Annotated in this window: 13 protein-coding genes; 4 read left to right on the forward strand and 9 right to left on the reverse strand. The window is 61.4% G+C overall.

The window, feature by feature from the left end; all coding sequences use genetic code 11:
- Window positions 1–2: 2 nt before the first annotated feature.
- The 3 genes from AC3IP0_RS20570 to AC3IP0_RS20580 all read right to left on the reverse strand — a co-directional run bounded on the left by AC3IP0_RS20570 (window position 3) and on the right by AC3IP0_RS20580 (window position 2,521).
- A complete protein-coding gene (locus AC3IP0_RS20570) occupies window positions 3–311 on the reverse strand; it encodes a class I SAM-dependent methyltransferase (protein WP_489325745.1) in 309 nt (102 codons plus the stop codon).
- Window positions 312–559: 248 nt separating this feature from the next.
- The gene (locus tag AC3IP0_RS20575) at window positions 560–994 is read right to left on the reverse strand and encodes a DoxX family protein (protein WP_489316800.1); all 435 of its coding nucleotides are present in this window, start codon (window positions 992–994) and stop codon (window positions 560–562) included.
- Between the two features lie 105 nt (window positions 995–1,099).
- Complete coding sequence (locus tag AC3IP0_RS20580) at window positions 1,100–2,521, reverse strand: MltF family protein (RefSeq protein WP_489325746.1); 1,422 nt, start codon at window positions 2,519–2,521, stop codon at window positions 1,100–1,102.
- Between the two features lie 237 nt (window positions 2,522–2,758).
- Between AC3IP0_RS20580 and AC3IP0_RS20585 the strand changes: the two genes are divergently transcribed.
- From AC3IP0_RS20585 to AC3IP0_RS20595, 3 genes are all read left to right on the forward strand, one after another.
- The gene (locus AC3IP0_RS20585; protein ID WP_489316802.1) at window positions 2,759–3,568 is read left to right on the forward strand and encodes a TatD family hydrolase; all 810 of its coding nucleotides are present in this window, start codon (window positions 2,759–2,761) and stop codon (window positions 3,566–3,568) included.
- Window positions 3,569–3,669: 101 nt separating this feature from the next.
- Window positions 3,670–5,151: a methyl-accepting chemotaxis protein gene (locus AC3IP0_RS20590; protein ID WP_489316803.1), complete on the forward strand. Its 1,482-nt coding sequence runs from the start codon at window positions 3,670–3,672 to the stop codon at window positions 5,149–5,151.
- 221 nt (window positions 5,152–5,372) lie between these two features.
- Window positions 5,373–5,738, forward strand: coding sequence for a terminase (locus AC3IP0_RS20595; RefSeq protein WP_489316804.1), 366 nt, complete (start codon window positions 5,373–5,375; stop codon window positions 5,736–5,738).
- Here the strand turns inward: AC3IP0_RS20595 and AC3IP0_RS20600 are convergent, their stop codons facing one another.
- The 3 genes from AC3IP0_RS20600 to AC3IP0_RS20610 form a co-directional block, all read right to left on the reverse strand.
- On the reverse strand, window positions 5,739–6,536 hold the full coding sequence (locus AC3IP0_RS20600; protein ID WP_489316805.1) for an acyl-CoA thioesterase: 798 nt from the start codon (window positions 6,534–6,536) through the stop codon (window positions 5,739–5,741).
- A gap of 144 nt (window positions 6,537–6,680) precedes the next feature.
- On the reverse strand, window positions 6,681–7,439 hold the full coding sequence (locus AC3IP0_RS20605) for a CHAD domain-containing protein (protein ID WP_489316806.1): 759 nt from the start codon (window positions 7,437–7,439) through the stop codon (window positions 6,681–6,683).
- A 100-nt stretch (window positions 7,440–7,539) separates the two neighbouring features.
- The gene (locus AC3IP0_RS20610; protein WP_034150181.1) at window positions 7,540–7,818 is read right to left on the reverse strand and encodes a hypothetical protein; all 279 of its coding nucleotides are present in this window, start codon (window positions 7,816–7,818) and stop codon (window positions 7,540–7,542) included.
- 221 nt (window positions 7,819–8,039) lie between these two features.
- On the opposite strand from AC3IP0_RS20610, the gene AC3IP0_RS20615 reads away from it, so the two are divergent.
- The gene (locus AC3IP0_RS20615) at window positions 8,040–9,077 is read left to right on the forward strand and encodes a patatin-like phospholipase family protein (RefSeq protein WP_150753915.1); all 1,038 of its coding nucleotides are present in this window, start codon (window positions 8,040–8,042) and stop codon (window positions 9,075–9,077) included.
- Between the two features lie 152 nt (window positions 9,078–9,229).
- Here AC3IP0_RS20615 and AC3IP0_RS20620 read toward each other — a convergent pair whose 3' ends face one another.
- The 3 genes from AC3IP0_RS20620 to kdpC all read right to left on the reverse strand — a co-directional run bounded on the left by AC3IP0_RS20620 (window position 9,230) and on the right by kdpC (window position 13,294).
- Window positions 9,230–9,928 (reverse strand): response regulator, encoded by a 699-nt coding sequence (locus tag AC3IP0_RS20620; protein WP_489316807.1) that lies wholly within the window; start codon window positions 9,926–9,928, stop codon window positions 9,230–9,232.
- 48 nt (window positions 9,929–9,976) lie between these two features.
- Window positions 9,977–12,628, reverse strand: a complete 2,652-nt coding sequence (locus AC3IP0_RS20625; RefSeq protein ID WP_489325747.1) for a DUF4118 domain-containing protein — start codon at window positions 12,626–12,628, stop codon at window positions 9,977–9,979.
- Between the two features lie 120 nt (window positions 12,629–12,748).
- On the reverse strand, window positions 12,749–13,294 hold the full coding sequence (gene kdpC / locus AC3IP0_RS20630; RefSeq protein ID WP_489316809.1) for a potassium-transporting ATPase subunit KdpC: 546 nt from the start codon (window positions 13,292–13,294) through the stop codon (window positions 12,749–12,751).
- Between the last annotated feature and the right edge of the window lie 5 nt (window positions 13,295–13,299).

Below are 13,299 nucleotides of genomic sequence, written 5' to 3' on the forward strand. Positions count from 1 at the left end.
CTTTAACGCCGGGTAATCAGCCCTTGCCGGGCAACACGGGTCAGTTGCCGGATCACTTCAGGCGCATCTTCGAGGCAGGGGGACTGAATCACTGCCAGATCAAAACTGTCGTCGGCGAAACGAGCGAGGGACTCACCGTCTTCGACAAACTGGATCAGGAAGGCAGCAGGACCGCCGGTACGACGTGGCCAGCCATCGAGATAACGCAAGAGCGTCGGCTGATGTTGGCCGCCAAGCAGGATTTTTGGATTGCGCTGGGTCAAATGTGCCGTGATCGGCGCGGGACGTACAACGGCGTTTAGTGCATTCATTGTGTCGTGTCTCTGCCTCAAAAGTCTGCATGGCAGGTGAGAGGCAACACCGAACCAGCGCTTTAGCGGTATTTCGAAGCCTGTTCCGGCTTCTATCGGCAACTGGATGAGTCACCTGGCGCCCCGCAAGTAGCTGTTTAAATCGGCGCATGAGCAACATCCTAGAGAAGCTGACTGGACAGTGTCAAGAATGACGCTCAACAAAAAAGGCCCGCACAATGCGGGCCTTTTTTGTTGAACCAGAGCGGTCAATCGGCGATGGCACGGTCCGCCGAGAGTTTGCCCGCACCTTCGATCAATACCGCGATACTGCCACCGAGCAACGCCAGGGCGAATTCATAACCGTTGTTGGCCATGAACAGACCGTTGCTGATGTGCACCGAGAAAATCGCAACCAGTGACAGGAAGATCAGGCCCAGCGCGGCCGGGCGAACCAGCAAGCCGATGATCAGGGCCAGGCCGGCGAAGAATTCGGTGCCGCCCGCCAGTGCCGCCATCAGGTAACCCGGCGTCAGTCCGATGCTTTCCATGTACTGCGCGGTTCCAGCCAAACCATAGCCACCGAATGCCCCGAAGAGTTTCTGCGAGCCGTGAGCGGCGAAAACAATGCCGACCACGATGCGCAGAACGGTCAGGCCGTAGCCGGCGCGGGTAGACACTACCTTGTTGATCAGAGTGCTCATGCTGTTTCATTCCTTGTAAGTGTGTGTGTTGGTTGGCCGCTATATTAATCAGTAATTCACATATTAAAAGCGCAAAAAACCCGTAATAACAATCAGATTAGTTGATCATTTGCGTGAGGCAATCTTTTGCCCCTGGGGCTCCAACGACTCCCGCTCCCGGTCGAATGCCAAGTAATACTTGTTCACGCTATTAACATAGCTGACGGGCCCCATACCCACTTGCTCCATGGCCACGCGTTCGACCTGGAAGAACCACTGGTTGGGATTCAAGCCTCGCCGCCGGGCTTCGGCGCGCATGCCTTGCACCCGCTCCGGCCCGATGTTGTAGGCCGCCAGCACGAAGGCCATGCGTTCGCGCTCGTTGAGTTTGGGGCTGGCAAAGAATTTGCGCCGGATCATCGCCAGGTACTTGGCCCCGGCCTGCACATTGCCGTCAAGGTCCTGAATATTGTTGACTCCCACTCGCTGCGCCGCAGAAGGCGTGATCTGCATCAGACCGGTGGGGCCACCGCCACTGCGGGCGGCGGGTTGCAGGGCTGACTCCTTGAAGGCCAGCGCCGCCAGGTTCAGCCAGTCCATGCCCTGGGCATCGGCGTGTTTCTGCAGCACCGGGCGAAGTTTTTCCAGGCGCTGCCGGTCCGCCTTGGCCAGTGGATAGTGCACTTGATAGAGACGACGATAGATCCGCAGGAACGCGGCGTCCTGATCCGATGGTTTTTTGTAGACGGTGAGGAAGCGATCAATGCTGGCCCGCAGCATCGACGCATCACGGCGCACGAACCAGAACTCTTCTCCCGGCTCGCTGATGAGTACCTGCTTGTCGAAACGCAGCTTGGGCAGGATCTTGCCCCAGCGCTCGGCGATCGGCTGCTCGACGATGGTCAGATGGAAGATCCCCCCCTGCACCATTTCCAGCACGTCCTCGACGGCAAGGGTCGGATCGACCCATTCGATGGTGACCGGTGGCAGTTTGTGCAAGGCGAGCTTTTGATTGATCTGGCTGACGGCATCCCCGGCGGCGCTGCCGGCGGGTAATGCCAGGGTCTTGCCGGAAAGCTGTTCAAGCCTGGTGTAGCGGCGTTCGCCCTTGATGCCCACCAGGACCAACGGGATGTTGCTGGCAATCGGCTCACTGGTGCTGACGGCGAAGCCCGGTTGCAGATCGAGCAACTCGCCTGGCGCCACTAGATCTCCCTCGCCGCGCTGCAATGCGCCGAGCAGTTGATCCTTGGCCTTGGGAATGATCTTGAGGGTGATTTCCTGGCCGTCACGGGCGTGGCCGTTGAGGTAGTGCTCGAACGCTCTCAGGCGATGGTATTCGACCCCGATCGCCTGCCCCTGGACTTCGCCGGAACTGTTGCGGCTCTGGTTGACCAACACCCGCAGCACACGACTGCTGCGAATTTCCACAAGGTCGCGCACCTTGCTGGCCGGTACGGCTTGCAGCGGCCCGGGCAGACGCGCGACCGCCGACATCGGCAGTAGCAGCGAACAACACAGCAGTAGCAAAACCGAGGGACGAATCATCCACTCTCCGGAAAGAATATGAGGCCCGCTTCAATGACGAAAACCATCAAGCGCGGCGACAAAAACAGAGCGCCCAAGGCGCTGGCAAAGTGCGAAAGACTGGCACAATGATGGCAAAACTACCAACCCGGCCTGGTCCGCGGCTCAAGAGACAGCGTTAACCCGTTGTAGTTCTTGGTTTTTCTTATAAATCCACGGCTCTGATATGCTTTCCGGCCTTTGGGCCGAGGTAGCACCATGCAACTCATCGATATCGGCGTCAACCTGACCAACGCCAGTTTTGCCGACAAACACCAGGCCGTACTCGACCGTGCCTACGCGGCCGGCGTGTGCCAACTGGTGCTGACCGGCACCAGTGTCGAGGGCAGTGAACAGGCTCTTGAGCTGTGCCAACAACTGGACGAAAGCGCTCAGCGCCTGTTCGCCACCGCCGGTATTCACCCTCACTGCGCCAGCGACTGGAACGCCGACAGCGCCCAACGTTTGCGCAGCTTGCTCATGGAACCGAATGTGGTGGCCGTGGGTGAATGCGGGCTGGATTTCAACCGTGATTTCTCGCCGCGCCCGCAGCAGGAAAAGGTCTTCGAAGAACACCTGGCCATGGCCGTTGAATTGCAGTTGCCCGTTTTTGTCCACGAACGCGATGCCAGCCAGCGTTTGCTGGAAATCCTGCGCGACTTCCGCGACCGACTGCCGGCCGCCGTGGTGCACTGCTTCACCGGTGAACAGAAGGCACTGTTCAGCTATCTCGACCTGGACTTGCACATCGGCATTACCGGCTGGATCTGCGACGAGCGCCGGGGCACGCATTTGCATCCGCTGGTCAAGGAGATCAAGCGCGGGCGCCTGATGCTCGAAAGCGATGCGCCGTACCTGCTGCCGCGCAGCCTGCGCCCCAAGCCGAAAAACGGGCGAAACGAGCCGGCGTACCTGACCGAAGTACTGCGCGAAGTGGCGCTGCATCGCGGGGAAAGCCAGGAAGATCTGGCGGCGCACACCACCGCGTGCGCACGGGAGTTCTACGGCTTGCCATCAATCCCCCAGTAACCACAGGTTTGAAGTTGATCTGCATCAAGAATCAGCCACCTGAGTAGCGGCACAATAATGGCACCTTGCCAAAACTGTTTCCGCTATCAGAGAAGACCTCCATGGGTGCCTGGCTTAGCAATATCTCGCTGAAATACAAATTCTGGGCGGTCAACGCCGTCGCTTTCGTCACCACCCTGTTGCTGGTGCTGTACGCGGTGCAACTCGAACAGCAGGCCCGCAGTCACGCCGCCCAGGCCTCGGCCCAGGCCCAGGCGCGATTGCTCGAAACCTGGCCCGCCGGGCAACCGCTGCCCCACGCCGACAACCTGCTGACGTTCAATCGCGGACAGGCGCCGTCGCTGAATGAACAACCCATTCCCGAACTCATCAATGCAAACGGCTGGGTCGAGATCAACGTGATGCCGCTGTTCGGTGACAATCCGTTGATGGGTGCAGAAGTGTTTACCCGTGCCGACGGCCAGCGGGTCGCTGTGATTGCCCATGGTCCAAGCCTGAGCCAAGTGTTCAGCGAACGCTTCCCCAACTACGCGTTGGCGGTGTTCATCCTGATGCTGGCAATGCTCGGCGCATCGCAGTTATTGATCCGCTTCCTGCTCAGCCAGCTCAATACCTTGAAAGACGTCATGTTGCACGTGGAGAAAACCGGCGACCTGTCGGCCCGCGTACCACTGGCTTGCAGCGACGAAGTCGGGCAAATGGCCAACGCCTTCAACGCCATGCAGGCCGGTTATCAACGGGTGGTCAACACCGTCGCCAGCACCGCCCGGCAGCTGGACATCGGCGCCGCGCGGCTGGCGGCCAGCATGAATGAAGTGCGCCACGGCATGCTGGGCCAGCAAAGCGAAACCGATCAGGCCGCCACGGCGATCAATGAGATGACCGCCACGGTCTATCACATCGCCCAACACGCGGGTGCCACCCGTGACCTTTCGCAATCGGCCAATTCCCTGGCCGGCAGCGGGCAGGAGGTCGTGACACGGGTGCAGCGGTCGATTGCCGGACTGTCCACCGGCGTCCAGCAGACCGCCGAGATGATTCAACGTCTGGCCGAAGACAGCCAGAAGATCAATGGCGTGGTCAACGTGATTCACAGCATCGCCGAGCAGACCAACCTGCTGGCGCTGAACGCCGCGATCGAAGCGGCCCGGGCCGGCGAGATGGGTCGCGGCTTCGCGGTGGTCGCCGATGAAGTACGCAACCTCGCCAAACGCGTGCAGGCCTCCACGGATGAAATCACCCTCATGGTCTCGGCGTTGCAGGCCGGCACGCGGGACGCCGTGGATTTCATGCAAGAGAGCTCGTTCAAGGCCGACGACTGTGTACAACAGGCGCAAGAGGCCGGCGCGGCATTGGCCGAGATCACCGGCGCGGTGGCGCAGATGCGTGAAAGCAACACGCAGATCGCGGTGGCGGCCGAGCAGCAGAGCCAGGTGGCGGAAGAGATGAACCGGGCGGTGGTGAGCATCCGTGACGTGACCGAGAACACGGTGCAGCAGACGGTGACTTCGGCGACCACCAGCAATGAACTGGCGGCGTTGGCCGGGGAGTTGAGCAAGGCTATCGGTCAGCTCAAACTTTGAGGGCCTCTTCGCGAGCAAGCCCGCTCCCACAGGTGACCGCGTTCTTTCATTGGAATACGGTCAAAATGTGGGAGCGGGCTTGCTCGCGAAGGCGTCAGAACCGGCACCATCTATTCCAGTCATGACACCTATCAAGCCAATAGCCAGCCTTGATTCGCCGCCAGCATAGACCGGGCCTATTCTTAATCACATGTGTTCAACATGGATCGAGGATCGGCATCATGGGCAAACGTCACCCCAACCTTCCCGCCTGGCAATGGCGAGCGTACCCGAACAATCATCAGCACCCGACCAATCTGGTGCTGCACCTGATCGCGGTGCCGCTGTTCATCGTGGCATTTCTGCTGATTGTGTCCGGGGTGTTCAGCCTGAGCCTGGCAAACATCGCCATCGGCGTGATCGGTGTGATTGCGGCGCTGGCCTTGCAACGCCACGGCCACAGCCTGGAGATCCAAGCCTCCGAGCCCTTCAGTGATCGCAAGGATGCGGTATCGCGCCTGTTGGTCGAGCAGTTCCTGACGTTTCCGCGGTTCTTCCTCAGCGGCGGCTGGTGGCGCGCCTGGCGTGAGCGCCACCGCCGTCACTGATCAGGCGAACACCGTCACCGTCTGCCGGCTCATGGCGATCAACCGGCCATCCGCGCTCCACATTTTTGCGGCGGCATGCCCGTAGCCGTCGGCGGCGTATTCGGTTTCGACGAGGTATTTGCACCAGTCCAGGGTGTTCAGTTCCAGCAGCGGCTGCACGAATTCGATGGTCCAGGTCAGCGTGCTGCCCATTGCCGGTTTCTTCAAAAACGGCATCAGGGCCGGCGGCCAGGCGTCCACCAGCGCCAGGATATGCGCCTCGCCGATAGCCTCTTCCTTTACGTCGCCGCGCAAGCGTACCCAGCCACCCATATACCGGGATGTGCTACCGCTGAACGGCAACCCGCCGACACTCCAGCGCATCGCCAGATGCCGCATGAACTCCGGGATGACGCCTTCGACGAAAGGCAATTCCTGGCATTCGTCCCAGTGCTTCATTTCCGGTGCCGGCTCAGCGGCCACCGCCACTTCCGAAGGTCGCGAGGCGCCGAAGCTGCCCTGGATCAACGTCACCACCTGACCCTTCTGCACCACCCGGCCCAGCACCTGGCTGACGGCCTTGCCTTCGCGCAGTACGTCAACTTCAAAACTGACCGGTACTTCGGGCTCAACCGGGCCGACGAAGGTGATTGCCAACGAACGCACCGGACGATCCGCCGGAACCCGGGCACGCATGGCTTCGTACTGCAAAGCGACCACCAGGCCACCGAAACTGGCCCGCCCTTGGGCCCAGGAGGCCGGGATAGACAGCTCCAGCGGCTGGCTGCGGACAGCGTCGAGCAGTTCGGAAAAACGCATGAAAACCTCTGGGATCGGAAAAAGATGAAGGGATCTTAACCAGCCAGCGAAGGCTATACAGCACCCATTCCGGCCAAAAGTACTGACAGAAGAGCCGCACAGATCTCGTGCCGAACACATAACCCTGTGGGAGCAGGGGTGATATCAGGATTTGAAGCAATCGCGACTGAGTTTTTCCAGCACCCGGTCCGCACGCTGTTCAGCCTCGGCTATGGTGGCTGTCCAGACCGCAACACAGGGCTGCAAATCCGCTTCCCTTTCAGCCATGGCCAGCCATTGCACGCAATCGTGCCAGTCGCCCAGCGCGCCCTGGGCCGATTTCAACCGAGGCATGGCCGCTTTCGGCAAACGATCCAGTTCGGGGTAAGCGTCGATGCCATAGCGCACACGCTTGATCAGCAGCCGCAGCCGATGACGGTCGTGGGCCGGGTCGTGCAGTGCCTCGTCGAGTTTTTTCCACTGTTTGCCCAGACGCTTTTCGATGCGCTTGCGCAAGCCCTTGAGCAATCCCTGGCGCTGAGCGGCACGCAGAAAACGCGGAAACGCATCGAGGACGATCAGCATTTGCGCGAGCTCGGGACTGGTCGCCACAGCCGGATAGGCCTCGGCCATTTGCGCCACGCGCCACTGTGCGGCTTGGGGTTGATGGTGCTGGAGCAGGTACGCCGCCAGCACTTCGCGATCACGTAATGGCGTGGTCAGATCGCCCACCCGAGAAGCTGCCGCTTCCAGTTGTTCGACGCCTGGCAGCCCGCGCAAGGGTCGCAGCAGGCTGCGCAACCGACGCATGGTTGTGCGCAGATCGTGTAACGCTTCAGGGTCAGTACGCTCTTTCAGGCGGGCCTGACAGGCCAGCAGACGAACTTCCAGGCCCAGAACCTGAGCCACCAACCGATCGATCATGGGGGGTTACTCCGTAAACAGCGCCAGGTTACAAGCTCCAGGCTGCAAGCTCGATGGGTCTTGCAGTTTGCAGCTTAGAGCTTGTAACCGCTTTTCGCTTTTAACGCCCCGCGCGCGATTCACGAATATAGAAACGAGCCTTCTCGGCTTTCTTGGTACAGCCTTCGAACCCCTCGAATTGCTGCTGGGTCTTGGCCGCGGTCAACAGCGACAGGGCCTTGGAGTAGCTGACGGTCCCGGCGAAACCTTCGGCTTTGGCCAGATCCAGTTCATGCCATGCCGCATCCAGGTTACTACCGCAACTGTCGCGATAAGCGGTTTTGCCGGCACAACCGGCGAGCGCCAGGGCAATCAATGGCACGCAGATCCAGGCTTTCATCACTCACTCCTCAAAAATAGGTCAACAGTCGTGCAGGTAAGACGTTGTGGCACCTGAAAAGTGCCGTTGGTCCGCTGTGCAAACTATAGCGCTGACGAGAATAACCATGTGCCGCCATGGAGTGTCGAAAATACGACGCTCTTGCTGCATCGAACGACCATGGCGATTGAAGCATGGCCCTCGATGGGTGCATTGTTGAACCATTGAAACGAGGGCGATTCATGAAAAAGCGTGTCGCACTGGTATTGGGCTCGGGCGGAGCCCGGGGTTATGCACATATCGGGGTCATTGAAGAGATCGAACGGCGCGGCTATGACATTGCCTGTATCGCCGGTTGCTCCATGGGCGCGGTGGTGGGCGGGATCTACGCCGCCGGCAAACTCAATGATTACCGCGACTGGATCGAGAGCCTGGACTATCTCGACGTGTTGCGCCTGGTGGACGTCAGTTTTCGTCTGGGGGCGATTCGTGGTGAGAAAGTCTTCGGGCAGATCCGTAAGATCGTCGGTGAGGTCAACATCGAAGATTTGCGTATCCCCTACACCGCGGTTGCCACCGACCTGACCAACCAGCAGGAAATCTGGTTCCAGGAAGGTTGCCTGCATCAGGCCATGCGCGCCTCGGCAGCGATTCCCAGCCTGTTTACCCCGGTGATGCAGGGCAACCGCATGCTGGTCGATGGCGGCATTCTCAACCCACTGCCAATCGTGCCGGTGGTGTCGAGCCATTGCGACTTGATCATCGCGGTCAACCTCAACTCCACCAACCAGCGCCACTATCAATTGCCGGTCATCCAGCGTCCCGCCGCGTTCAAGACCCGCTTCGACAGCCTGATCAACTCCGTCGGCTCGAAGTTGCCGTTCCGCCGCAAACAGGCCGAGCAATTGTTGATTCTGGAACAGGAAGCCTTGAAGGCCGAAGGTGCGGAGCTCAACCCGTGGATCGAATCCGCCGAGCCCGAGGCGCAGCAACCCGCGGCCGCTCCGCAAGCCAGTGGCGCACCCCGCTCCGCCACCGGTTCGTTCATCATCGACAACGTCGGGCCAGCGTCCTTGCTGGATTTGATCAACCAGAGTTTCGAGGTGATGCAGACGTCGCTGGCGCAGTACAAGATTGCCGGGTATCCGCCGGACATCCTGATCAACGTGCCCAAACGCGTGTGTCGGTTTTTCGAGTTCTACAAGGCGCCGGAACTGATCGCGCTGGGACGGGAGATTGCGCGGGATACGCTGGACCGGTATGAAAATGAGCAGAACTGAACGCCTGAAAACCCTCGATTGAATGTAAGGGCCTCATCGCGAGCAAGCTCGCTCCCACAGTGGATCTTTGGCGTACACAAAGTTTGTGTCTGACCAGGATCCCATGTGGGAGCGAGCTTGCTCGCGATGGGGCCGGATCATTCAGCACAAAACTAAAGGCTACCCTCACTCAACAACCGATACCCCACCCCAGCCTCAGTGACGATGAACCTGGGTTGGGTCGGGTCATCCGCCAGTTTCTGGCGCAAGTGCCCGACCACGATACGCAGGTAGTGAGTGTCTTCGGTGTGGGTCGGTCCCCAGATGTCCTTGAGCAATTGCTGCTGGGTGATCACCCGCCCGGGATGCCGCGCCAGTTGCGCCAGCACCGCGTATTCCTTGCGGGTCAGCGCGACTTCGACATCGTCGAGCAGCACCCGGCGATACGCCAGGTCGACCGTCAACGGACCGAAGCTCAGCGCCGCCTGTTGCACCTCGCCTGCGGGTGCCTGGCGCAATAGCGCACGAATCCGCGCCAGGAATTCCTGAATGCCGAACGGCTTGGTCACGTAGTCATTGGCGCCGCCATCCAGGGCCTCGACTTTCTGCCCTTCCCCGGCGCGCACGGAAAGCACCAGCACCGGCACCGTCGACCACTCGCGAAAATCGCGCAATACCTGTTGGCCGTCCATGTCCGGCAAGCCGAGGTCGAGCACCAGCAAGTCCGGCTTGTTCAACGCCGCTTGCGCCAATCCTTCACTGCCGGTTCCCGCCTCCAGCACTTTGTAGCCTTGGGAAGCGAGGCTGATGCGCAGGAATTTGCGGATCTGCGGTTCGTCGTCAATGACCAAAATGGTCGAGGTCTGGCTCATGAATTCACATCAACACAAAGAAGTGGCAAGAGAGTAGCGCAAGTGCGATCAGGCTTCACTTTCGTATCCCGGTTGAGCCTGTAGCGGCAGGTGCAACGTGATGCAGGTGCCGCGCCCCTCGACGCCGTCGGCGACGCTGATGCGCCCGCCATGGGCACCGACCATGCCCAGACAAATCGCCAGCCCCAGCCCGGTACCCTGCCCGCCGCGATCACCCCGCGCCGCGGTGTAGAACATGTCGAAAATCTTCGCTCGTTCCTCTTCCGGTATCCCCGGACCCTCATCACTGACCGAGAAAAACAGCTCAGTGTCATCGGCCCCGGCGCGCAATTGCAAGCGCCCGTGGGGCGGTGAAAACCGCGCGGCGTTTTCCATCACGTTGATCAGTGCCTGTTCGATCAGCGCGGCATGCACATACAGCAGCGGTAACTCGGCCGGTACGTCGGTGCTGACCTGCAACGGCGCAAGGACTGCCCGCAGGCGATTGCGCGCACTGCCGACGATGTCTGCCGGCGACACCCAGTCCCGCGCCAGCTTCAAGGCACCGTGGCCGAGGCGGGTCATGTCGAGCAGGTTTTGAATGTAGCGGTCGAGGCGCTCGGCTTCATCGCGGGTGCCTTCAAGCAACTCACGTCGATCCTCAAGCGGGATCGCTTCACCCAGGGCCAGCAGGCTGTCGATACTGCCGCGCATGGACGTCAGCGGAGTGCGCAAATCGTGGGATACCGACGCCAGCAAGGCACTGCGCAGTTGCTCGGTTTCGCCGTGCAGCCGCGCCGCCTCCAGATCATCGGCCAGTTGCGCCCGGGCCAGTGCCTGGGCCAGCGGCTGGCTCAGTGCGGTCAACAAGCGGCGGCGCTGGCCGCTCAGGGTCTGGCCTTCCCTGGCGCACACGCCAAGCAAGGCCAGCGGACCGTCCTCCACCGACAAAGGCCACCACCACCAGCGGCCGAACGGCAAAGTACCGGTGCCCGCACCCGCCGGTTGATCGTGTTGCCAGGCCCAATCGGCAGCGGCGCGCTCGGCTTCGCTGAACTCCAGCGGGCCACCGGTTTCGACTTTCCAGCCGTTTTGCCCGTCACGATTGAGCAGGCACAGTTGCACATCGCTCCAACCATCCAGGTGCTGGGCGGCCGCGCTGACCACGGCCTGGCGGTCGGTGGCGGCGGTGAGTTTGCGTGACAGGTCGAGCAGTTCGGTGGTCTCTTCCTGGGTATCGCGCAATGCCTGCAATTGCCTGCGCTGGCGCGCCGCAAGGTTGCCGGTGAGGGCCGCCATCAACAGGAAGAACAGCAGGGTCAGCACGTCTTCTTCGCGCTGGATCCTGAAGGAAAAAGTCGGCGGAATGAACAGAAAGTCATAGGTCAGGAACGACAGCGCCGCACAGGCCAGCGCCGGCCCGAGACTGCTGCGCACCGCCACCAGCAATACCGCTGCAAGGAACACCAGTGAGATGTTCGGCAGTGGCAGCACGCTCACCACGGCCCAGGCCAGGGCGCTGGCCAGAACCGTCGCGACAACCGCCAATGCGTAGTCGAACCAGACCAGCGAATGCATCGACCGCTGATGGGGTTGAAGCTGTTGATGATCGCTGTCGAGAACATTGATCTCCAGTCCGCGTGCATTACGCAGCAACCGTGCCGCCAGCCCGCCCCCGAACAGACGTCGGCGCAACCGCGGCCGGGACTGGCCAACCAGCACCAGGCTGGCGCGGCGTTCGGCGGCATGCTGGATCAGGGTTTTCGCCACTTCACCGGCGCGCAGCAACACCACTTCGCCGCCCAGGCGCTCGGCCAGTTGCTGGGCGCTCTGCAGACGCAGGCGGGACTGCTCGTCACGCACGCGGCCGTTGTCCACGTGCACCAGGCTCCAGGGCAGGTGCCGCCGCTGGGCCACGCGACTGGCATGGCGCACCAGACGCTCGGCCTGGGCATCGCCGTCAACCCCTACCAGCAAACGCCCGCGCACGGCCGGCGCCGCTTGCCCCAACTGGCGATACCCTTGGGCCAGATCGTTATCGACCTGCGCCGCCGCGGTTTGCATCGCCAGTTCGCGCAGGGCCGTGAGGTTGGTCTGGGAAAAGAACGCGTCGATGGCCGCCCGCGCCTGCTCCGGCACATAGACCTTGCCATCGCGCAGGCGCTCCAGCAGCTCCCGTGGCGGCAAGTCGATCAGCAGCAGTTCGTAGGCTTCCTGCAACACCCAGTCCGGCAGGGTCTCGCGGACCTGCACGCCGGTGATGCCGCGCACCTGGTCGTTGAGGCTTTCCAGATGCTGGACGTTGACCGTGGTGTACACGTCAATGCCGGCGGCGAGCAGTTCCTGAATGTCCTGCCAGCGTTTTTCGTGACGACTGCCCGGTGCGTTGGTGTGCGCCAGTTCGTCGACCAGCACCAGTTTCGGTTTGGCGAGGAGCAGACCGTCGAGGTCCATTTCTTCGAGCAACACGCCACGGTACTCGGAACGTACCAAGGGCTGCTGTGACAAGCCGCCGAGCAGTGCTTCGGTTTCGGCCCGGCCGTGGGTTTCGACGACGCCGGCGATCACTTTCACCCCTTGGCGTAACTGGGTGTGGGCCGCTTGCAGCATTGCGTAGGTCTTGCCGACACCCGGCGCGGCACCGAGAAATACCTTGAGCCGGCCACGGCCATCGCGGGGCAGGTCTGCTAACAGCGCGTCGGCGCGGCCGGAGTTGCTCATTTTCATTGCCTTGTTTGACTTGATATTTGGGAGTGGCATTAAAAGATCGCAGCCTGCGGCAGCTCCTACGCCAGATGGCGTACATCCTGTAGGAGCTGGCGAAGCCTGCGATCTTTTGATCTACAGGTTTTCCAGCGCCCGATTCAACTCAAGCACATTGACCACCGGCGGGCCTATCAGTGGTTGCTCGATGTGGGCGTCCAACAGTTGCTGCAGTGTCGCGACCGGCAAGTTGCGCGCCGCCGCGACACGCGCCAGTTGATAGGCAATCGCCGCCGGTGGCAAGTGTGGATCGAGACCGCTGCCGGAGGTAGTGACCAGCGCCAGGGGCACCGGCCCCTGGCCTGGCACCAGCAGTTTGCTGGCATCGTCGATCACCCGCATTGCCAGCGCCGGGTTGCTCGGCGACAGGTTGCTGGCACTGCTCGACACGGTGGCATAGGCACCGGCCGAAGGGCGCGGGTGGAACCAGGCGTCGCCGACGAAATCCTGGGCGATCAGCGAGGAACCGCGGACCTTGCCCTCGGCATCCCGCACCAGGCTGCCGTTGGCCTGATCCGGGAACGCGACCTGGGCCACGCCGGTGACCACCAGTGGATAAGCGACGCCGGTGATCAGCGTCATCAGGACCAGCAGGCTCAGGGCCGGGCGTATCAATGTGGACATTTCAA

Source organism: Pseudomonas sp. GL_103 (genome assembly GCF_057835175.1).